This is a genomic window from Pinisolibacter sp. DMC19 (assembly GCF_056313985.1).
This window is the reverse complement of record NZ_JBQUZF010000001.1, coordinates 41,401-61,591: the sequence shown is the minus strand read 5'-3', so window position 1 is coordinate 61,591 and position 20,191 is coordinate 41,401. Positions and strand designations below refer to the sequence as shown.

The following is a 20,191-nucleotide window of genomic DNA, read 5'->3' as shown; positions in this document are numbered from 1 at the left end:
GATTCACGCGCCGACCATCCTTCACCCGACTTTGTGCGAGTTTCGTGACGAATGTGTCACGCGTCGTCGGGATCGTCGAGTTGGGGTTCCTGCCGAGCCCGCTCGCCGAGGCCGGCGACGACGCGGGCGGCCACCGCGCGGGTGATCGGCGTCTTGGCGGCCAGCGCCTCGCGGTCGAGGGCGGCGACGAGATCGTGGGCGGCGGCGAAGGAACGCTCCATCCGCCGGGCGAGGAAGGCGATCACCGACGGGTCGACCATGGTCTGGCGGTCGGAGAAGAGCTTGGCGAGCAGTGCCTCGAGCAACGCATCGTCGGGCTCGCGCAGGGCGACCGGCGTCGCGGCGCGGAGCCGCGAGGCGAGATCGGCGAGGCGCAGGCCCCATTCCGACGGCGGCGTCGCGGCGGTGAGCAGCACCCTGCGGTCGGCCTGACGGGCGGCGTTCAGCAGATGGAAGAGCGCCGTCTCGTCGAGCCCTTCGCCGAGATCCTCGACGACCAGCGCGGGGTGGTCCGCGAGCTCGACCGGGTCGCGCGCGCCGAGGTCGGCGGCGGGAAGGATGACCGCCCCCGACAGTTCGGCAAAGACATGGGCGAGATGGCTCTTGCCGGCGCCGATCGGGCCGGTCACCAGCACGACGTCGCCCGGCCAGTCGGGGAAGCGCTCGATCAGCGCCGTCGCCTCGACGTTCGCGTCCGAGACGATCCAGTCGTCGCGGCCGCGGCGTTCGGCGATCGGCAGATCGAGCGGGATCTGGCGGACATCAGCCATCGATCGCGCGCTCGCGGACGGCGACGGGGCGGGCGTGCTCGTCCTCGACGGGGCCGTGATGGAGCGGGCTCGCCAGATACTGTTCGAGCGCGAAACGGGCGAGGACGCCGACCGACGCAGCCGCCGGCACCGCGATCAGCATGCCGACGAAGCCGAAGAGCGAGCCGAAGGCGAAGAGCGCGAAGAGCAGCCACACCGGATGGAGCCCGACCGAACGGCCGACCCAGTTGGGCGTCAGGATCCAGCCCTCGATCCCCTGTCCGACGCCGAAGACGACCAGCACCATGACGATGCCGTGCCAGTCGGGCCAGAACTGCACCAGCGCCACGATCAGGCCGGCGATGAGACCGGCGCCGAAGCCGAGATAGGGGATGATGCCGAGGAGACCCGACATCAGACCGATCAGCAGGCCGAAGCGCAGGCCGACCAGGGCGAGGCCGAGGCCGTAGTAGACGCCCATGGTCACCGAGACCGCCACCTGTCCGCGCACGAAGCCGGAGACGGCGGCGTCCATCTCGGAGGCGAGCCGGCGAACGGTGTCGCGATGGCGCAGCGGCAGCCAGCCGTCGATGCGGGCGATGGCGCGATCCCAGTCGACCAGCATGTAGGCGGCGACGACCGGGGCGACGGTGACGACCGAGAGGATCGACAGGATGGTCTTGCCGCTCGACAGGATCGACTGGAGGAGCTGCGAGACGAATCCCGCGCCTTGCGACAGCGCCTGTCCGAGCGACCCCTCGAGGGCGGAGACGTCGCCGCCCATCAGCCTGGCGAGCGGGCCGTCGACCATCGGCGAGGCCAGCGCACGCAGGCGGGTGACCAGCGTCGGCAGTTCGGTGACGAAGGCGGCGAGCTGGTCGCCGAGGAGCGGCACCAGCAGGATCAGCACCACGAGACCGGTGAGCACCAGCCCGAGAATGATGGTCAACGCCGCGAACCCGCGCGAGAAGCCGATCGCCTCGAGCCGATCGGCGGCGGGGTCGAGCAGATAGGCGAGCGCGATGCCGGCCACGAAGGGCAGCAGCACGCCGGAGAAGAGCCACAGGAAGCCGACGAAGAGAGCGGCTGCGGCGAGCCAGAAGCGGAGCTGGCGTTCGAGCGTCACGCGTCGTTCCTTCCCTGGGGTTCGGTTTCCTCGCGCCGCTCGGCCGGGCGGCCGGGATCGCCCGGCGCCTCCGACATGGCGGTCAGCCAGTCGACGACATAGGCCGCGCCGGAAACGATCGTCAACGTGGCGACCACCACGTCCCCCACCGTCCACAGGATGCCCGGCTCCCAGCCGAAGGCGCCGGCGGAGAGGGCCAGCGCGGCGAAGGCGATCTGCGCCGCGGTGTTGGCCTTGGAGACGAAGATCGGCCGGATCGGCACCGGGCGGCCGATCAGCCACGACAGCATCACGCCGCCGATGATCAGCACGTCGCGGGAGACGACGAGCAGCGCCAGCCATCCCGGCAGCACGCCGACGATGCCGAGCGTCACGAAGATCGAGACGAGCAGCGCCTTGTCGGCGAGCGGGTCGAGATAGGCGCCGAGTTCGGAGCGCTGATCGAAGCGGCGGGCGATCCAGCCGTCGATGCCGTCGGAGGCACCCGCCAGCACGAAGACCCAGAAGGCGATGTCGGGCCGGCCGGCGACGAGCGCGTCGACCGCGACCGGAACCATGACGAGACGGGCGATCGAAATCAGGTTGGGGATGGTGACATTCGACGCCATGGACCCTCCACTCGCCCGATCGAGCCGCGACACCCCAATGTGGTCCCGATTCCAGTCGCTTCCAAGAGGTGTCGCGCGAATTGCGCAACCCGGCCCGCCGGCGCTCGGCTCTCATACGGACTTGCAAAAGCGGTCTCGATCGTCCATCGAACCGGACGAGATCTCGAGGGAGGACGCCATCCATGTCCGAGGGCAAGAACAGCTGGACCTACGCCCGGTCCGGCGTCGACATCGAGGCCGGCAACGCGCTGGTCCGCCGCATCGCGCCGCACGCCAAGGCGACGTCGCGCGTGGGTGCCGACACGCAACTCGGCGGCTTCGGCGGTCTGTTCGACCTCAAGGCCTGCGGCTACCGTGATCCGGTGCTGGTGGCGGCCAACGACGGCGTCGGCACCAAGCTGAAGATCTCGATCGAGACCGGCATCCACGACACGATCGGCATCGACCTCGTGGCGATGAGCGTCAACGACCTCGTCGTGCAGGGCGCCGAGCCGCTGTTCTTCCTCGACTACTTCGCCACCGGCAAGCTCGAGCTCGACGTCGCCGAGCGCGTCATCGCCTCGATCGCGCGGGGTTGCCAGATCGCCGGTTGCGCGCTGATCGGCGGCGAGACGGCCGAGATGCCCGACATGTACAAGGCCGACGACTACGATCTCGCCGGCTTCGCGGTCGGCGCGGTCGAACGCGACGAGATCCTGCCGAAGAAGACCACGCGCCCCGGCGACGTGCTGCTCGGCCTCGGCTCGTCCGGCGTCCATTCCAACGGCTATTCGCTGGTCCGCCGCCTCGTGAAGGAGGCCGGCCTCGACTGGAACGACGACGCGCCGTTCCAGCCCGGCACCTCGGTCGCCCGCGCCCTGCTCGAGCCGACCCGGATCTACGTCAAGCCGATCCTCGAGGTGATCCGCAAGATCGGCGGCGTGAAGGCCATGGCCCACATCACCGGCGGCGGCTTCATCGAGAACATTCCGCGCGTGTTGCCGGAACTCTGCGTCGCCGAGATCGACCTCCACGCCTGCGCCGTGCCGCCGGTCTTCAAGTGGCTGGCCTCGGTCGGAAACGTCTCGGAAATCGAGATGCTGCGCACCTTCAACTGCGGCATCGGCATGGTTCTGGTGGTCGACGCCGACAAGGCGCACGACATCTCCGAGATGTTCCGCCTTCTCGGCGAGAGCTGCGTCACACTCGGCTGGCTGCAGGACGGCTCCGGCCGCGACGCCGACGAGCACGGCAGGCGCGCCTGGGTCGATACCCGCGGCAAGCTCGATCTCGCCTGGCCGCCGCGCGGCCGCTGATCATGGCGAAGCGGGTCCGCGTCGGCATTCTGATCTCGGGCGGCGGCTCGAACATGGCGGCACTGATCGCGGCGGCTGCCGATCCTGCCTACCCGGCCGAGATCGTCTGCGTCGTCTCCAACGTCGCCGAGGCCGGCGGTCTCGCCAAGGCGTCTGCCGCCGGGGTCGCGACCGCGGTGGTCGACCACCGGGGCTTCGAGACCCGCGAGACCTTCGAGCGCGCGGTGGTCGCCGAACTCGTACGCCACGGCGTCGAACTGGTCGTGCTCGCCGGCTTCATGCGGCTCTTGACCCCGTTCTTCATCGAGCGCTGGCACGATCGGCTGATCAACATCCACCCGGCGCTGCTGCCCTCCTACAAGGGGCTGCACACCCACGCCCGCGCGCTCGCCGACGGCGTCAAGATCGCCGGCTGCACCGTGCATTTCGTCCGCGCCGAGATGGACGTCGGGCCGATCATCGTCCAGGCCGCAGTGCCGGTTCTCGACGACGACACGGCCGACACGCTGGCCGCGCGCGTGCTGGCGCAAGAACACCGGATCTACCCGCTGGCGCTCGCCCGCGTGGCGAGCGGAGCGGCCCGCGTGGTCGTCGACGCCGACGGCCGCGAGCGGGTGGTGACCGGCGGCACGACGTCCGCGACCACGGCGCTGATCGCGCCGGTCTGAGGCCCGCTCGGGACCTCTCGACTCGTCGGACGCGGCGCAGAGGCCGGTCGCCCAAAGCGTGCGCAAGCGATTTCGAGCAGCGAAAGATCAACGGGCATTGATCTTTCGGGGGTCCTTCGGGTTGCCGCGCGCCGCCGCCGCACCTTGATCGCTCCTCGGCAATTCTCCTAGGATCGCAAGACCTTCCGCGGCCACCTCCCGGCCGCGACCGCGGTCATTTTCTCAGTCGATCGGAGTGCAACCTTGTCGAGCGCAAGCCCGATTTCGTCGTCGGCGTCCGTGCCACGTTTCCGGACACGGTTCGTCCTCTCCCTCGGTGCCGCTCTGGTGATCGTCGCGACCCTCGGCGCCATGGTCTGGCTCGCCACCTCGACCCGGCGCGAGACCGCGACCGACGATCGTGCCGCGCGGATGCGCGCCGTCGGACAGGCGGTGACCTCGGCGATCGATCAGGCCGGCCGTTTCGCCCAGGCTCAGGCGGAGGCGATGGCGCGGCGCTCCGCCGTGCCGGCGCCGCTCGCCGCCAACGACCGCCAGGCGCTCACTGCGCTCTCGGCCTCGACCTGGACCTACCTGAAGGAACAGGCGGGCGTCACCGTCTTCGGCTTCCATTCGGCCGACCTGCGCTATCTGCTGCGCCTCCACAAGCCGGAGAGCCACGACGACGACATCTCGCGGCTGCGCCCGATGGTGCTCGCCGCCAACAAGACCGGCCGCGGTCAGGTCGGCGTCGAGATCGGCGTCACCGGCATCGTCGGCGTGCGCGGCATCTCGGTGATCCGTCAGGGCGAGGCACTCGCCGGCACGATGGAGGTCGGCCTCGATCTCCAGCCGATCCTCGAGCAGATCAAGACCGTCACCAATGCCGATCTCGCCGTGGTGCTGTCGCGCTCGCTTGCCGGTCTGCCGGCGTCCGCCGACAACGGCGGCGATCTCGTCCTGTCGTCCTCGACCGATCTCGCCCGTTTCTCCGCCCAACTGCGGGCCGGACGCCTCGGCGTCGCACGCGAGACCGAGGTCGGCGACATCGACATCGACGGCACCGACGGCGCGATCCTGCGCCAGCCTCTGGTCGACTATTCCGGCCGCCTCGTCGGCAACGTCGTGGCGCTCGCCACCTTCCCCGAACAGGCGGTGCAGGACCGCCGGCTGCGCTCCGATCTCGGCGTGCTGGCGACGGTCGGGGGCATCCTCGCCTTCGTCTTCTTCTCGATCCTCGCCTTCGGCGTGATCGCGTCGCCCGTGCGCGACGAGGAGGCGAAATGAGCCGGCTCGTCGCGGCTCTCGCCGCTCTCCTCTTCGCCACCCTCGCCGCGCTTTCCTCGGCACGCGCCGAGACCAGCCTGCCACAGGGGGTCGAACTGCCCGTGCGGGTGCGCGTCGCGCTGCGCATCCTCGACGTCACCGAGATCAAGGAAGTCGCCGGCAAAGCGCGGCTGTGGGTCGAGGTGACCCAGCGCTGGCGCGACCCGCGCGACGGTTTCGATGCCGTCGAGGCCGGCAGCCCGCGGATCGACCGCGTCGGCGCGGAAGCCGACAAGTATCTCGAAGGCATCTGGACGCCCGGCGTCGTCGTCGACAACCAGATCGGCGACGTCGACGGCCGCACGGTGGCCACCTCCACCCATGCCGACGGCTCGGTCGTCGTGGTCGAGCGCTACGAGGCCGACTTCCGCGTCGCCACCAACATGACCGCCTTCCCCTTCGACCACCAGAAGATCACCCTCTCCTTCTCGGCACCGCGCCATGCCAAACAGGACGTGCTGCTGGTGGCCACCGACGCCGATCGCGGCTTCTCCAAGGTCGCCGAGCACCTTTCCGTCACCGACTGGCAGCCTCTGCGGCTCGACTTCTCCAATGCCGAGGCGGCCGGCTGGAACGCCCGCAGCTATTCCCGGCTCGAAGCGTCGCTCGAGGTGGAGCGGCTGTCGGAACGCTACATCCTGCGCATCTTCATCCCGATCGCCGCAGTGTTGGCCGTCTCGATCTACGTGTTGTGGGCGCCCGGTATCGGGGCGACCGACAAGGGCGGGCTCATCTTCTCGGCGCTCTTGGCGCTCGCCGCGATCAGCTTCACCTTCGAGTCGAGCTTCCCCGGCTCGATCTCGCTCAATACGCCGATCGCCCAGATCATCTCGATGGGCTATGTCTATCTGGTCACGGTGCTGCTCTTCGACAGTATGCTGGGCGTGCCCTGCGGGCGGCCCGGCTCGCGGCTGTATCGACCGTGCCTCGAGATCAGGCGGCAGATGTCCTGGGCGCTGCCGGCGATCATGACGGTGATCTGCGCGGGAGCGGTGATGAGGGCGCTTCCGGCGTGACCCGGCTTTCGTGACGAAAAGCCGCGAACGGCCGCGCCCCGCGCGGCCGTCTTCGTTTCAATGCCTTGTTTTGTTTCTGAAATTCTCTCTCGTTCGTTCGACATCAAAGTGTCATCGACCGTGTTGCATGGTCGGAACGTCCCGGGATACCCCGGCCAACAAGGAGAGATTTCCGTCATGAAAAAGGCCGTCCACTCGGTGCGCGCGACGCTCGCTGCCGTCACCATGCTCGGCATCTTCACCGCGCCGGTTCTCGCCGGCGACTTCACCGGTGCCGGCGCGACCTTCCCCGCGCCGGTCTACGGCGCCTGGGGTGCCGACTACAAGGCCGCGACCGGTTCGGCCCTCAACTATCAGGCGATCGGTTCGGGCGGTGGCCAGACCCAGATCCTCAACCGCACCGTCGACTTCGGTGCCTCCGACGCCCCGATGGCTCCGGAGAAGCTCGAGAGCGGCAAGCTGCTGCAGTTCCCGACCGTGGTCGGCTCGGTCGTCGTGATCGTCAACCTCGACGGCGTCGCCGCCGATCAGCTCAAGCTCTCCGGCCCGGTCATCGCCGACATCTACCTCGGCAAGATCACCAAGTGGAACGATCCGGCGATCGCCAAGCTGAACCCGGACGTCAAGCTGCCCGACCTCGCCATCCTGCCGGTCTACCGTTCGGACGGCTCGGGCACGACCTTCGTCTTCACGTCCTACCTCAACGCCGTCTCGGCCGATTGGAAGGGCAAGGTCGGTTCGGCCACGTCGGTCAAGTGGGAAGCCGGCAACGGCGCCAAGGGCAACGACGGCGTCGCCGGTTCGGTCAAGAACGCCAAGGGCTCGATCGGCTACGTCGAGTACGTCTATGCCTCGGCCAACGCTCTGACCACCACCCAGATCCAGAACAAGGCCGGCAAGTTCGTCAAGCCGACCGTTCCGTCCTTCCAGGCCGCCGCTGCGGCTGCCGATTGGGACAAGGCCAAGAACTTCGACGCCTCGATGATCGACACCGCCGGCGACACCGCCTGGCCGATCGTCTCGGCCACCTTCATCCTTCTGCCGAAGGACCCGAAGGATGCCGCGCAGTCGGCCGAGGTCATGAAGTTCTTCGACTGGGCCTACAAGTCGGGCGACGCCGCCGCCGAGAAGCTGCACTACATCGCGCTTCCCGCCGCCGTGAAGGACCGCGTGCGCAAGGCCTGGACCGCCGAGGTCAAGGACGCCTCGGGCGCTCCGATCTGGAAGTGATCTTCCCCGAACCGACCACCCCTCCGCGGCTCGCCCGCGGAGGGGTCTTCCCGGATCCACGCGAGACAAGCCCTTGACCGCGCTCAGCCCCGACCCGGCTTCGACCGATCTCATCCCGCCGTTGCAGGCGGTCCAGGCCCGCCATTCCAAGCTCGTGAAGGATCGTCTCTTTCACTGGGCCCTGACCGGCGCGGCGACGCTCGTCCTGGTGCTGCTCGGCGCCATCGTCGTGCTCCTCTTCCACGGCGGCTTCCCGGCGCTGAAGGCCTTCGGCCTCGGCTTCTTCGTCTCCACCGAATGGAACCCCGTGACCGAACAGTACGGCGCGGGCGTCATGCTGTGGGGCACGCTGATCACCTCGGTGATCGCGATGGTGCTCGCCTTTCCCGCGTCGCTCGGCATCGCGCTGTTCCTGACGGAAGTCGCGCCGCTGAGCCTGCGCCGGCCGATCGGCACGGCGATCCAGCTTCTCGCCGCCGTGCCGTCGATCATCTACGGCATGTGGGGCTTCTTCGTCGTGGCGCCGCTGATGTCGGCCTGGGTGCAGCCGGTGCTGACCGCGGTCCTCGGCCCCCTGCCCTTCGTCGGCCAGCTCTTCTCCGGCGCCCCGGCCGGTACCGGCGTCCTGACCGCAGGCCTGATCCTCGCCCTGATGATCATGCCCTTCATCACGGCGATGTTCGTCGAGATCTTCGGCTCGGTGCCGCCGGTGCTGAAGGAGGCCGCCTACGGCGTCGGTGCCACCACCACGGAAGTCTTCCGCGCGGTGACGGTTCCCTACGGCCGGTCGGCGCTGGTGGGTGCGGTCATGCTCGGCCTCGGCCGCGCGCTCGGCGAGACCATGGCGGTGACTTTCGTCATCGGCAACGCCAACCGCATCAAGGCCTCGCTCTATGCGCCGGGCGCCTCGATCGCCTCGACCATCGCCAACGAATTCCCTGAGGCCGGACCCGGCTCGATGAAGCTCCACGCGCTTCTCGAACTCGGTCTCGCGCTCTTCGTCATCTCCTTCGTCGTGCTGGCGCTCGCGCGTTGGCTCGTCGGCTCGCGCGCGGAGGGCTGAACATGACCCGTCTCGAACGCCGCCTCGTCGTCGACCGGTTCTGGCGCCTCGTCGCCACCGGCCTCGCCGTCCTGGCGATCGTGTTGCTCGCCTGGATCCTGTGGACACTGTTCTATCGCGGCGCCACGGCCCTGTCGTTCTCGGTCTTCACCACGCCGACCATGCCGCCGGGTCGCGGCGGCGGTCTCGCCAACGCGATCGTCGGCTCGATCGTGCAGGTGGCGATCGGCCTGGCGCTGGCCGCACCGGTCGGACTGCTCGCCGGCACGTGGCTCGCCGAACTCGGCCGCGGCCGCTTCGCCGACGCCGTCCGCTTCGTCAACGACGTGCTCCTGTCGGCGCCGTCGATCCTGGTCGGCCTCTTCGTCTACCAGCTGCTGGTCCAGCCCTTCGGCGGCTTCTCCGGCATCGCCGGGTCGATCGCCCTCGCCGTGCTGATCCTGCCGGTGGTGGTGCGTTCGACCGAAGACATGCTGCGGCTGGTTCCCGGTTCCCTGCGCGAGGCCGCCTTCGCGCTGGGTGCGACGCGGGCCCAGGTCGTCACCTCCGTCCTGTGGCGGGCGGCGCGACCGGGCATCGCCACCGGCATCCTGCTCGCCGTGGCGCGTGCCGCCGGCGAGACGGCGCCGCTGCTCTTCACCTCGCTCGGCAACCTCGGCTGGTCCTTCGACATGACCCAGCCCATGGCCAGCCTGCCCGTTACGATCTATCAGTATGCCGGTAGCCCCTTCGACGAATGGGTGGCACTCGCCTGGGCCGGCGCGCTGATGATCACGATCGGCGTCCTCTTCCTCAACGTCCTGTCCCGGGTCGTGCTGGCTCCTCGCGGAAAGGCTTCCCCGTGAACATCGAAGTGATCCCCATGTCCGAAGCGCTGCGCGATTCCGTCCCCGCCTCCGCGGGAGAACCGAAGATCTCGATCGAGAACCTCGAGTTCTTCTACGGCGACAACCGTGCGCTGCACGGTATCGACATGAAGGTGCCCGAACGCAGGGTCACCGCCATGATCGGTCCGTCGGGCTGCGGCAAGTCCACGCTGCTGCGCGTGCTGAACCGCATGTACGATCTCTATCCGGGCCAGCGCGCCACCGGCCGGGTGATGCTCGACGGCGAGAACGTGCTCTCTCCCGAGGTCCAGGCGGTGCGTCTGCGCAATCGGGTCGGCATGGTCTTCCAGAAGCCGACGCCCTTCCCGATGTCGATCCGCGACAACATCGCCTTCGGCATCCGCCTCAACGAGAGCATCGGCCGCGCCGACCTCGACGAGCGGATCGAATGGTCGCTGTCGAAGGCCGCCATCTGGAACGAGGTCAAGGACCGGCTCGACACCCCGGCGACCGGCCTCTCCGGCGGTCAGCAGCAGCGCCTCTGCATCGCCCGCACCATCGCGGTGAAGCCCGAGGTCGTCCTGCTCGACGAGCCGACCTCGGCCCTCGACCCGATCTCGACGGCGCGCATCGAAGAGCTGATCGACGAGCTGAAGAATGAGTTCACCATCGTCATCGTCACCCACAACATGCAGCAGGCTGCGCGTTGCTCGGACATGACGGGCTTCTTCCTGCTCGGCAATCTCGTCGAGTTCGGCGAGACCAACCGCATCTTCACCAATCCGCAGGATACCCGCACGCAGGACTACATCACCGGCCGCTTCGGCTGAGGACAGGTCCGCGACGGAAGATCCCGAAGACCCCCGCGAGCACCGGCTCGCGGGGGTCTTCTCGTCTTCGGGAGCGCGAGGCGGAAGGTCACGCCGTCCGCGTCGGCCGGGTGACGAAGACGAAGAGCAGCACCGCCAGCACCATCAGCACGCCGGCGACGTGGAAGGCGACGTCGGGGCTGACGATCGGCGCATGCGGCGCGAGGAAAAAGCCGAAGACCTGCGTGAAGGCGATGGTGCCGGCGAGCATGGCGAGGTTCATGCCTGCCGACAGCCCGCCCTGCAGCGCTCCCTGCGCGTCCTCCGGCACGGCCCGCGACATCATCGCGCTCAGCATCGGATGGACGAAGCCCTCGATCGCGTGGATGACGAGGATCGGCAGGACGATCGCCGTGGTCGGCGCCAGCCCGTAGGCGAAGCACGACGCCGCCCCGACCGCGAGGCCGGCGAGCGCCAGCGGCCGTTCGCCGAAGCGGGCGACGGCGGGACCGGTGGCAATCCCCTGCATCAGCGCCATGGCGGCGCCGGAGACGGCCAGCGTGATGCCGGTCGTCGACGCCGACCAGCCGTATTTGGCGACGCCCCAGAACGACCAGATCGCGACGTAGACCGAGGTGGCGAAGAAGTAGAGCGTCAGCACGCCGGCGAGCGGCAGCACGCTGCCGTGGGCACGGAAGACGACGAAGGCGCCGAAGGGGTTCGCCTCGCGCCAACGGAAGGTGCGGCGGCGGTCGGCCGGCAGCGTCTCGGGCAGCGCGATCAGTCCGAAGACGAAGTTCGCCGTCGCCAGCGCCGCCGCGCACCAGAAGGGCACGCGCGTGCCGAAGGCGCCGAGCAGACCGCCGATCGCCGGGCCGAGGACGAAGCCGAGGCCGAAGGCCGCCGCCATCAGCCCGAAGGCTCGGGCGCGGTCCTCCGGCCGGCTGGCGTCGGCGAGACAGGCATTGGCGATCACCCAGGACGAGCCGCAGACACCGGCGAAGAGGCGGCCGACATAGAGCCAACCGATCGACGGGGCGAGCGCGTGGACGACGTAGTCGACCGCGAGGCCGGCGACGGCGAGCAGCAGCAGCGGCCGACGGCCGAAGCGATCCGAGAGCCCGCCGACCAGCGGCGCGCAGACGAACTGCGCCAGACTGAAGAGCGCGAACATCCTGCCGCCGACGCGCGCGGCGTCGTCGAGGCCGATGCCGCCGACCTCCTCGATCAGCGGCGGCAGCACCGGCAGCACGAGGCCGAAGCCGACGCAGTCGAGGAAGACCACGGCGAGCGCGAAGGCGGTCGCGCGCTTCGCCGCAGCGGGGTCGAGCACGGCGACGGACTCGGGCGGGGTGGTGGTCGGCTCGGACATCGGCGGTCTCGTCTCGCGCCCGGCGGCGCGACGGTGATGCCGTGATCTCCGAGATCGGTGCGGCATGCGGGGCGCGGTCGATAGCCGATCGGGGAAGACAGAGCAACCCCGCGTGGCGTCGCGCTCGCGCGAACGTGACGGGGGTACAGTGCAGTGCGTCAGGCGCCGGTCGGCAACAGGTCGTCGACGAGGACGCCGAGGGCGCCGGCGAGCTTCGCCATGGTGTCGAGCGTGCCGGAGCGCTTCCCCGTCTCGATCTGCGAGAGATAGGACTGGGCGATGCCGCCGGCCTCGGCGAGCGCCTGGGCGGTCAACCCGCGATGCTCGCGCCAGACACGGACGGGCGATTCACCGGCGAGGATGCGGTCGACCAGTTCCGAGGGCAGCATCTCCTCCTCGCCGGCCTCGCGCGCGGCCCGGAAGCGGCGCAGCGCGTCGCGATCGGCAGCGTCTTCGGCGGCCTCCAGCAGCGCCAGATAGTCGGCCTCGGCCAGAACCGCGAGCCGTTCGCCCGAGGGCGTGACGATGATCTGCGCGTTCATCGATCGATCCTCATTCGTACGCGGCCCCTCGCGGAGCGATCCTGACGATGGCGACGACCTCGCCGTCCTCGCCGAAGAGCACGCGCCAATCGCCGACGCGCAGGCGGAACACGCCCGGCTCGCCCTTCAACGCCTTGACGTTGGCGGCGAGCGACGCCGGATCGACGGCATATTGCTCGATCTTGGCGCGGATCAGCGCGGAGACGTTGGCCGGCATCCGCCGGAGCGTGCGCAACGCGTCCTTGCTGTAGGTGACCCGCTTCATGACCACACTATAGCATTTTGCAAAAGATGAGAAATCGAAATCTTCGCGATACGCGAAGGCGCGAGACCGTTTCGATCTCGCGGGAATGTGGCGACCCCGGCAGGAATCGAACCTGCGACCAACAGCTTAGAAGGCTGTCGCTCTATCCTCTGAGCTACGGGGCCGCGATGGCGGGCTCTGCCGCCGATGGTCACGGCACGCTTCGCGTGTCGACGGGATCGCGGGCTGCGATCCCGTGTCGACGCCGGCGTCGGCCGACCGGCGCTCAGTGCGTCCAGGTGCCGATGCGGCCGTATTTGAAGTTGTCCGAGTAGGAGACGGTCTTGGGCGCCCGCTCCTGCGGCTCGATCACCCGATACTCGAGGCCCTTGCGTTCGGCATAGGCGATCGCCTCTTCCTTCGTGGCGAAGAACAGGCGGATCTGGCCCTTCATGTCCGAGCTCGAGGTCCAGCCCATCAGCGGGTCGGCCGACTTGGCCGTCTCCGGCTCCCAGTCGAGCATCCAACGCTTGGTCTTGGCCTGACCGGACTGCATGGCCGTCTTCGCCGGTCGAGAGATGCGCGCCACCATGTCGTCCACTCTCCTCAGTCTCTTCGTTTCCCGACGGCCGAGCCGTCCGATCGCCTGTCGCGGCTTGCCGATCGCGCGACCGGGAGCCGGTGGTCGGGGTAGTCAGATTCGAACTGACGACCTGAAGTACCCAAAACTTCCGCGCTACCAGGCTGCGCTATACCCCGTGTCCGCCGGTCGCGCGTCGCCGCGAAACCGCTCCGCCGGCACCTCGCGGCGCCGAACTTCGCTCTCGCGTCCGCAATACACGCCCCGGCGAGGGTGGGCAAGCGTCTCGCGGATACGACCTTCATCGACCGAGCATGATCCGCGCGTGGCGGACCGTGTCGCCCGCCGAAAGGTGCAGCCGCCGCGCCGTCCCGGCATTGACCTCGAGCACGTAACGCACCGCGCCGCGCGAGGAAACCGTCGCCTCCGACAGCGGTGTCGTGTCGTGCGCGATCGAGACGATGCGGCCGTCGGCGGCGATGAAGATCATGTCGAGCGGGATGTAGGTGTTCTTCATCCAGAAGTAGACCGGCTCCTCGCGGCGGAAGTCGAAGAGCATGCCGTGGTCGTCGGGCATCGACTTGCGGAACATCAGCCCCTTGGAGCGGGTCTCGTCGGTGTCGACCACCTCGACCTCGAACTTCGTCTCGGTCCGAACGCCGCCGGCACCGGCGACGACGAGCACCAGCTCGGTCTCGGGCGGAATCGGCGCCAGCGCGCGCGCCGGCCATGCCACGGCGACGAGGCAGACGAGGGCGAGCAGCCATGCCGCCGCCGTCGGGGCGAAGGCGCCGCGTCGCGACGCGGCGATGCCGGCGAACGACGGGCGGAGAAGATCGCGGACGAACGACAAGACGCGCGGCTCCCGACAGGAGGAAAGCGGACGCATCCCCGGCTCAGTGCGACGCGGGGGCGCCGGCGATGCCGTCGGGACGGACCTCGGCGGCCATCAGGCCCTTGGGGCCGTCGCCCCAGCGCACCCAGACCTCCTGGCCCGGACGCAGCTCGGCGAGGCCGTAGCGGCGCAGCACTTCCATGTGGACGAAGATGTCGGGCGTGCCGTCGCCGCGCGTCACGAAGCCGAAGCCCTTGACGCGGTTGAACCACTTCACGACCGCCTTCTCCAGCGGCGAGGTCGGGACGATCTGGACGTGGGTGCGCGGCGGCGGCATCTGGGCCGGGTGGATCGCCGTCGTCTCGTCCATGTGCTTGATGCGCAGGGCCTGCAGGCCGCGCGGACGGTTCAGCACCTCGCAGACGACACGGGCGCCCTCGTAGGCGGTCTGGTAGCCGTCGCGGCGCAGGCAGGTGACGTGCAGCAGGATGTCCGGCATGCCGTTCTCGGGGACGATGAAGCCGTAGCCCTTGGCGATGTCGAACCACTTGATGGTGCCGACCACCTCGATGACGTCGACGGCATCGTCGGAGACGTCGTGTTCGAGCCGCGAGCCGTGATCGAGATGGGACCCGGCCTCGAGATGGGTGTCGTGTTCGAGACGGGCGTCGAATTCGGTCTTGGCTCCCATCGGCCTCACTCCCTGCGTCCGTCCCGACCGCCCGGAACGAAGCTCACACGACTTCACGTGGGGACCGTCCCGATGCGCGCGAACGTTGCCCGATTGCGTTCGAATCGCTTCCTCGAATCCCTCTGACGCGGAGGATACCATCGGCCGTGGGCACGGCCACCGGCTTTCCGCCGTCGTGCACGGATCTGTGGGCCGATCAGCCGCCGAGACCGGAAAAGACCGCGCCGATAGAGCCCCGCAACACCGCATGGGCGATGTGGTCGAGCGGCGTCGCCTCGCCGTTGACGATCACCAGCCGGGCACCGTGATACTTGGCGATCATCGGCAGGGATGCCGCCGGCTGGACGGTCAGCGAGGAGCCGACCGCCAGGAAGAGATCGGCCTCGTGGATCGCCTCCTCGGCGCGTTCCATCTCGCGGGTCGGCATGGCCTGACCGAAGGAGATCACGGCGGCCTTGATCAGGCCGCCGCAGGCGCAGCGCGGGCTCGCGCCGGTCGCCGCGATCGTCGCCTCGGCGGCGTCGAGTTCCTGGCGCTCGCCGCAGTCCAGGCATGTCGCGAAGGTGGCGTTGCCGTGGATCTCGATCAGTCTATCTTCGGGCACACCGGCGCGCGCGTGGAGACCGTCGATGTTCTGCGTGACGACGGCGTTGACCTTGCCCGACCCGACCAGCCGCGCGATCGCCCGGTGGGCGACGTTGGGCTCGACGCTCGCGATCTGGTCGCGAAAGGCGAAGCGCCGACGCCAGTCCTTCAGGCGCGCCGTTTCCGAGGAGACGAAATCGTCGAACCAGATCGGCTCGATCTTCTTCCACAGACCGTTCGGCCCGCGAAAATCGGGAATGCCCGATTCGGTCGAGATGCCGGCGCCGGTGAAGACCACCACGGTGTCGGCGGCGTCCACCAGTTCGGCGAGGAGGGCGGCGCCCTCCCGATCGTCCTCGACGATCCTCGTCATGTCACTCTCTCCCGACCCTTCACGAGGTCCCCGATGCGATATCTGCACACCATGGTCCGTGTCCGCAATCTCGACGAGAGCCTGCGCTTCTGGCGCGATCTCGTCGGCCTCGAGGTGGTCCGCCGCGACGACTATCCGCAGGGCCGCTTCACGCTGGTCTATCTCGCCGCGCCCCGCGACATCGATTCCGTCGGCGCCGACGTCGCACGCGGCCGGCGCGAGGCACCGACGCTGGAACTCACTTGGAACTGGGACGACGAAGATTACGGAACCGCCCGCAACTTCGGCCACGTCGCCTTCGAGGTGGACGACATATATGCCACTTGTGCCCGACTGATGGCGGGCGGCGTGACGATCAACCGGCCGCCGCGCGACGGCAACATGGCCTTCGTGCGCTCGCCCGACCTGATCTCGGTGGAGTTCCTGCAGAAGGGCGAACGCCTCACCCCGGCCGAGCCGTGGGCATCGATGCCGAACACCGGGGTGTGGTGACGACGTCTCACGGGACCCGGCCGGCGAGCAGTTCGTGGACATCGAAAGCCATGACGGCAAGAAAGCCGGTCAACCCGAGATAGAGGGCGACATATTCGGCCCTCTCGGCGACGGGGAGCGCACGCCGCGCGGCGTTCTCCGGCGCCTCGGGGTCGTAGTGCCAAGCGGCGACGAGACTGGGGATCGCCAGGATCAGCACCAGCAGCAGCATGGGGCTCGGCCGCCACAGGAGGCAGGCGAGCGCGAGCGGCGCGCCGAGGAGCCAGATGCGCGGCGTCAGAATCTGCGTCACCCGACCGCCGTCGAGCGGCGCGAGCGGCAGCAGGTTGAAGAGATTGAGCACCAGCCCCGACCACGAGACGGCGAGCAGGAGGCGGTCACCGTCCTGACGGGCGAGAAAGTAGACCGCGACCGTCACCAGCGTCCCGACCAGCGGACCGGCGATGGCGACCTCCGCCTCGACGCGAGGGTCGAGGATGCGATCCTTCAGCTCGATCCACGCACCGACGAAGGGCACGAAGGTCGGGAGGCCGACGTCGAGCCCGTGACGGCGGGCAGCCGCCCAGTGACCGAGTTCGTGGACGAGCAGCAGTCCCAGGAAGCCCGCCGCGAAGCGCCATCCCCACATCTGGCCGTAGACGCCGAAGGAAATCAGCATGGAGAGCGCGGTCACGCCCAGCTTGCCGAGCTTCAACGGGCCGAGCAGGAGGAGGAGCAACGCCTTCATGTCGGTCGATCAGGCCGTGGGGCGGCCGAACAGGCGCCGCACCAGCCGCAGGAGCCCGAAACCGGCCGCGGCGATCGCGACCAGGCCGAGCTTGCCGAACTTCAGCGCCATGACGCCGAAGACCGCGAGCAGCCCGAGCTTCTTGGCCGCGACGCCGCCGACCAGCGCTGCGATGCCGTAGGCTGCGACCTTGTCCGTCGATGGCTGGAAATCCTCGTAGCGCTGCCCCTCGACGAAGGAGACGCGCGAGACCAGGTCGGACGCCTCGGCGACGTGCCGTTCGACATCCCCGGCGCCGGCCAGCAGGTTGAGCGAGACATAGCCGGTGCGGCCGAGCACGAAGGTGTTGTAGTTGACCGAGTCGTTGATCGACCCGTCGCTTTCGCGCGATCTGCCGGTCGCAGCCCACACCAGACGATGGCCGACGGCGTCGTAGGTCGGCGGCTTCACCCATCCGACCACCTCGACCGGCGAGAACCCCCGTTGCGCACGCTCGACGTTGGCGGCGATGGCGCCCGAGAGCAGCGACTGCATCAACGCGTCGGCCTTCCAGTCGCGGGCCTCCTCGTCGCCGACATGGCCGTCTTCCGTGTGGGTAACGACCGCCATCCAGCCACCGCGCATGTCGATGGCGAGGCCGAGGAAGTTCGGCCCGACGAGGTTTCCGTTCGCGAGCATGAGCCGCCGCCCCTCGGCCAGCGGAACGAAGCGCAGCGCCCCTTCGAGACGCAGGCGGGCGACGCCGGCGAGCGGTTGCACGGTGTCACCGACCGAAGCGCCGATGGCGGCCGCGATGGCGGCCTCACGCTCTTTCTCGCGGGCCTCCTGCGACGTCGCGGCGGCAGCCCGCGGAGCCGCCGGCGCGCTCTGGGCGCGCGCACGAGGCGCGGCGCCCAGACAGAGGACGACGGCAGTGGCGAGGACGATACGGGATATCTTCATGGCGCAGCCCCTTGGGCGACCGGAGCCGCGAGCGGTGCGCAAAAACTACAGCCTGAAGGCGAGCACGACAACCCCTGGCTTCACCGCGCAGAGATCATCGCCTCACAGTTCCTCGACCTTGCCGTCGGCCAGCGTGATGCGCCGGTCCATGCGGCCGGCGATGTCCATGTTGTGGGTGGCGATCAGCGCCGCCAGACCCGAGGACCGCACCAGCGCCTGCAGCGCGTCGAAGACGTAGTGCGCCGTCTTCGGATCGAGATTGCCGGTCGGTTCGTCGGCGAGCAACAGACGCGGCACGTTGGCGACGGCGCGGGCGATCGCCACGCGCTGCTGTTCGCCGCCCGACAGCTCGGCCGGCAGGTGATGCACCCGCTCCTCGAGCCGCATGTAGGCGAGCAGCTGCTCGGCACGCTTGGTCGCTTCCTTCTTGCCGAGGCCGCGGATCATCTGCGGCAGCATGACGTTCTCGAGCGCGGTGAACTCGGGCAGCAGGTGGTGGAACTGATAGACGAAGCCGATCTCGAGCCGACGCATACGAGTGCGTTCGGCGTCGTTGAGCGTGCCGGTCGCCACGCCGCCGAGGTAGACCTCGCCGCCGTCCGGGCTCTCGAGCAGGCCCGCCAGGTGCAGCAGCGTCGACTTGCCGGCGCCCGACGGGGCGACCAGCGCGACGATCTCGCCGGCACGGATCTCCAGATCGGCGCTCTTCAGCACCTCGAGGAAGCGGTCGCCCTCGGAATAGCGGCGCTCCACCCGGGCGAGCCGCAGGACGGGCTCTTCGACGAGCCCCGCCGCGGCCTTCTGGTCGTCGAGATCGATCGCCATCATTCGTACCTCAGGGCTTCGACCGGATCGAGCTTGGCGGCCTTGCGCGCCGGGAAGATGGTGGCCAGCAGCGACAGAACCAGCGCCATCACCACCACGGCGACGGTCTCGGCGATCTTCATGTCGGCCTTCATCTTGGCCAGGAAGTAGATCTCCGGCGGATAGAGCTGGGTGCCGAGGATCCACGACAGCCCTTCCCTCACCTCCTCGATGTGGCGGCAGAGGAAGAGGCCGAGCAGGAAGCCGGCCATGGTGCCGATCGTGCCGATCGTCGCGCCGGTGATGAAGAACACCCGCATGATCGAGCCGGATGTGGCGCCCATCGTCCGCAGGATCGCCACGTCGCGGGCCTTGTCCTTCACCAGCATGGTCATGCCGGAGACGATGTTGAGCGCCGCCACCAGAACGATCAGCGTCAGGATGATGAACATCACGTTCCGCTCCATCTCGAGCGAGGCGAAGAACGTGACGTTGCGATGGCGCCAATCGGTGACGTAGACCGAGCGCTGGGCGGCCTCCTCGACCGGACGGCGCATCTCGCCGACCTTGTCGGGGTCGTCGGTGAAGATCTCGATCGCACTCGCCCGGCCATCGAGGTTGAAATAGCCCTGCGCCTCGGAGAAGGGCATGAAGACGAAGCTCGCGTCGAACTCCGACTGGCCGACCGAGAAGATCGCCACCACCGGATAGGCCTTGACCCGCGGCGTCACGCCCATCGGGGTGACGTTGCCGCGGGGGCTCACGATGGTGATCGGGTCGCCGATGCCGAGACCGAGGTTCTGGGCGAGACGGGTGCCGATCGCGAGACCCTTGCCGGCCTCGAAGTCGTCGAGGCTGCCGAGCTTCACGTTCTTGGAGACGAGCTCGATCTTGTCGACGTCCTTGCGCTCGAGGCCGCGCACCAGCACGCCGACCGCGCCGGCGGGGCCCGAGCCGAGCGCCTGACCCTCGATGAAGGGGAAGGCGAACTTCACGCCCTTGACGCCGGAGATGCGCTTGGAGACGTCCTCGTAGTCGGTGAACTGCGAGGCCGTCGCCTGGACCAGCATGTGGCCGTTGAGACCGAGGAACTTGCCGACCAGTTCGGTGCGGAAGCCGTTCATCACCGCCATGACGGTGATCAGCGTCGCCACCCCCAGCATGATGCCGAGGAAGGAGAAGGCGGCGATGACCGAAATGAAGGTCTCACGCCGGCGCGACCTGAGATAGCGCCAGGCGATCATCCATTCGAAACCGGCGAAGGGCGCGGTCCCGGTCGGTTCGTCGAGTTCACTCGCCTTGGCCATG

23 protein-coding genes and 2 tRNA genes are annotated in these 20,191 nt (G+C 68.8%); 9 read left to right on the top strand and 16 right to left on the bottom strand.

From position 1 onward, the window contains the following. Window positions 1-56: 56 nt before the first annotated feature. From ACT53U_RS00310 to ACT53U_RS00300, 3 genes are read right to left on the bottom strand one after another with little or no spacing between them, the layout of a single operon-like run. Window positions 57-770, bottom strand: coding sequence for a P-loop NTPase family protein (locus ACT53U_RS00310; RefSeq protein WP_476151795.1), 714 nt, complete (start codon window positions 768-770; stop codon window positions 57-59). Continuing rightward, window positions 763-1,875, bottom strand: coding sequence for an AI-2E family transporter (locus tag ACT53U_RS00305; protein WP_476151793.1), 1,113 nt, complete (start codon window positions 1,873-1,875; stop codon window positions 763-765). Before ACT53U_RS00305 ends, ACT53U_RS00310 begins: the two co-directional genes overlap by 8 nt. Further along, complete coding sequence (locus ACT53U_RS00300) at window positions 1,872-2,483, bottom strand: CDP-alcohol phosphatidyltransferase family protein (protein WP_476151791.1); 612 nt, start codon at window positions 2,481-2,483, stop codon at window positions 1,872-1,874. The genes ACT53U_RS00305 and ACT53U_RS00300 overlap by 4 nt, the downstream gene beginning before the upstream one ends. 182 nt (window positions 2,484-2,665) lie before the next feature. Between ACT53U_RS00300 and purM the strand changes: the two genes are divergently transcribed. From purM to pstB, 8 genes are all read left to right on the top strand, one after another. Beyond that, on the top strand, window positions 2,666-3,778 hold the full coding sequence (gene purM / locus ACT53U_RS00295) for a phosphoribosylformylglycinamidine cyclo-ligase (RefSeq protein ID WP_476151789.1): 1,113 nt from the start codon (window positions 2,666-2,668) through the stop codon (window positions 3,776-3,778). A 2-nt stretch (window positions 3,779-3,780) separates the two neighbouring features. Continuing rightward, complete coding sequence (purN, locus tag ACT53U_RS00290; RefSeq protein ID WP_476151787.1) at window positions 3,781-4,446, top strand: phosphoribosylglycinamide formyltransferase; 666 nt, start codon at window positions 3,781-3,783, stop codon at window positions 4,444-4,446. Window positions 4,447-4,773: 327 nt separating this feature from the next. Continuing rightward, window positions 4,774-5,712 (top strand): cache domain-containing protein, encoded by a 939-nt coding sequence (locus ACT53U_RS00285; RefSeq protein WP_476151785.1) that lies wholly within the window; start codon window positions 4,774-4,776, stop codon window positions 5,710-5,712. After that, window positions 5,709-6,767 (top strand): ligand-gated ion channel, encoded by a 1,059-nt coding sequence (locus ACT53U_RS00280; protein WP_476151783.1) that lies wholly within the window; start codon window positions 5,709-5,711, stop codon window positions 6,765-6,767. Before ACT53U_RS00285 ends, ACT53U_RS00280 begins: the two co-directional genes overlap by 4 nt. Before the next feature lie 177 nt (window positions 6,768-6,944). After that, window positions 6,945-7,997 (top strand): phosphate ABC transporter substrate-binding protein PstS, encoded by a 1,053-nt coding sequence (pstS, locus tag ACT53U_RS00275; RefSeq protein ID WP_476151781.1) that lies wholly within the window; start codon window positions 6,945-6,947, stop codon window positions 7,995-7,997. Between the two features lie 73 nt (window positions 7,998-8,070). Further along, window positions 8,071-9,060: a phosphate ABC transporter permease subunit PstC gene (gene pstC / locus ACT53U_RS00270; RefSeq protein WP_476151779.1), complete on the top strand. Its 990-nt coding sequence runs from the start codon at window positions 8,071-8,073 to the stop codon at window positions 9,058-9,060. Window positions 9,061-9,062: 2 nt separating this feature from the next. Continuing rightward, window positions 9,063-9,905, top strand: a complete 843-nt coding sequence (gene pstA / locus ACT53U_RS00265) for a phosphate ABC transporter permease PstA (RefSeq protein WP_476151777.1) — start codon at window positions 9,063-9,065, stop codon at window positions 9,903-9,905. 17 nt (window positions 9,906-9,922) lie between these two features. Then, complete coding sequence (gene pstB, locus ACT53U_RS00260; RefSeq protein WP_476151775.1) at window positions 9,923-10,717, top strand: phosphate ABC transporter ATP-binding protein PstB; 795 nt, start codon at window positions 9,923-9,925, stop codon at window positions 10,715-10,717. A gap of 88 nt (window positions 10,718-10,805) precedes the next feature. On the opposite strand, the gene ACT53U_RS00255 is transcribed toward pstB, so the two are convergent. The 9 genes from ACT53U_RS00255 to ACT53U_RS00215 all read right to left on the bottom strand — a co-directional run bounded on the left by ACT53U_RS00255 (window position 10,806) and on the right by ACT53U_RS00215 (window position 15,918). Continuing rightward, window positions 10,806-12,068 (bottom strand): MFS transporter, encoded by a 1,263-nt coding sequence (locus ACT53U_RS00255; protein ID WP_476151773.1) that lies wholly within the window; start codon window positions 12,066-12,068, stop codon window positions 10,806-10,808. 158 nt (window positions 12,069-12,226) lie between these two features. Further along, window positions 12,227-12,610, bottom strand: a complete 384-nt coding sequence (locus ACT53U_RS00250; protein ID WP_476151771.1) for a helix-turn-helix domain-containing protein — start codon at window positions 12,608-12,610, stop codon at window positions 12,227-12,229. A 10-nt stretch (window positions 12,611-12,620) separates the two neighbouring features. Continuing rightward, window positions 12,621-12,875 (bottom strand): type II toxin-antitoxin system RelE family toxin, encoded by a 255-nt coding sequence (locus ACT53U_RS00245; protein ID WP_476151770.1) that lies wholly within the window; start codon window positions 12,873-12,875, stop codon window positions 12,621-12,623. An 88-nt stretch (window positions 12,876-12,963) separates the two neighbouring features. Next, window positions 12,964-13,039 (bottom strand) — tRNA-Arg (locus tag ACT53U_RS00240). A 101-nt stretch (window positions 13,040-13,140) separates the two neighbouring features. Beyond that, window positions 13,141-13,446, bottom strand: coding sequence for an ETC complex I subunit (locus ACT53U_RS00235; RefSeq protein WP_476151768.1), 306 nt, complete (start codon window positions 13,444-13,446; stop codon window positions 13,141-13,143). A gap of 90 nt (window positions 13,447-13,536) precedes the next feature. Continuing rightward, window positions 13,537-13,613: transfer RNA gene (locus ACT53U_RS00230), tRNA-Pro, on the bottom strand. Window positions 13,614-13,735: 122 nt separating this feature from the next. Next, complete coding sequence (locus ACT53U_RS00225) at window positions 13,736-14,287, bottom strand: DUF192 domain-containing protein (protein ID WP_476151767.1); 552 nt, start codon at window positions 14,285-14,287, stop codon at window positions 13,736-13,738. A gap of 43 nt (window positions 14,288-14,330) precedes the next feature. After that, on the bottom strand, window positions 14,331-14,960 hold the full coding sequence (locus ACT53U_RS00220) for a cold-shock protein (protein WP_476151766.1): 630 nt from the start codon (window positions 14,958-14,960) through the stop codon (window positions 14,331-14,333). A gap of 196 nt (window positions 14,961-15,156) precedes the next feature. After that, window positions 15,157-15,918: an SIR2 family NAD-dependent protein deacylase gene (locus ACT53U_RS00215; RefSeq protein ID WP_476151764.1), complete on the bottom strand. Its 762-nt coding sequence runs from the start codon at window positions 15,916-15,918 to the stop codon at window positions 15,157-15,159. Window positions 15,919-15,951: 33 nt separating this feature from the next. Between ACT53U_RS00215 and ACT53U_RS00210 the strand changes: the two genes are divergently transcribed. Next, window positions 15,952-16,410 (top strand): VOC family protein, encoded by a 459-nt coding sequence (locus tag ACT53U_RS00210; protein ID WP_476151763.1) that lies wholly within the window; start codon window positions 15,952-15,954, stop codon window positions 16,408-16,410. A 7-nt stretch (window positions 16,411-16,417) separates the two neighbouring features. Here the strand turns inward: ACT53U_RS00210 and ACT53U_RS00205 are convergent, their stop codons facing one another. The 4 genes from ACT53U_RS00205 to ACT53U_RS00190 all read right to left on the bottom strand — a co-directional run bounded on the left by ACT53U_RS00205 (window position 16,418) and on the right by ACT53U_RS00190 (window position 20,190). After that, window positions 16,418-17,137 carry a site-2 protease family protein gene (locus ACT53U_RS00205; protein WP_476151762.1) on the bottom strand — a complete coding sequence of 240 codons (720 nt, stop codon included), beginning with the start codon at window positions 17,135-17,137 and terminating at the stop codon, window positions 16,418-16,420. Between the two features lie 9 nt (window positions 17,138-17,146). Continuing rightward, complete coding sequence (locus tag ACT53U_RS00200) at window positions 17,147-18,079, bottom strand: DUF2167 domain-containing protein (RefSeq protein ID WP_476151760.1); 933 nt, start codon at window positions 18,077-18,079, stop codon at window positions 17,147-17,149. Between the two features lie 102 nt (window positions 18,080-18,181). Continuing rightward, the gene (locus ACT53U_RS00195; RefSeq protein ID WP_476151758.1) at window positions 18,182-18,904 is read right to left on the bottom strand and encodes an ABC transporter ATP-binding protein; all 723 of its coding nucleotides are present in this window, start codon (window positions 18,902-18,904) and stop codon (window positions 18,182-18,184) included. Then, a complete protein-coding gene (locus ACT53U_RS00190) occupies window positions 18,904-20,190 on the bottom strand; it encodes a lipoprotein-releasing ABC transporter permease subunit (protein WP_476151756.1) in 1,287 nt (428 codons plus the stop codon). Before ACT53U_RS00190 ends, ACT53U_RS00195 begins: the two co-directional genes overlap by 1 nt. Window position 20,191: the final 1 nt, after the last annotated feature.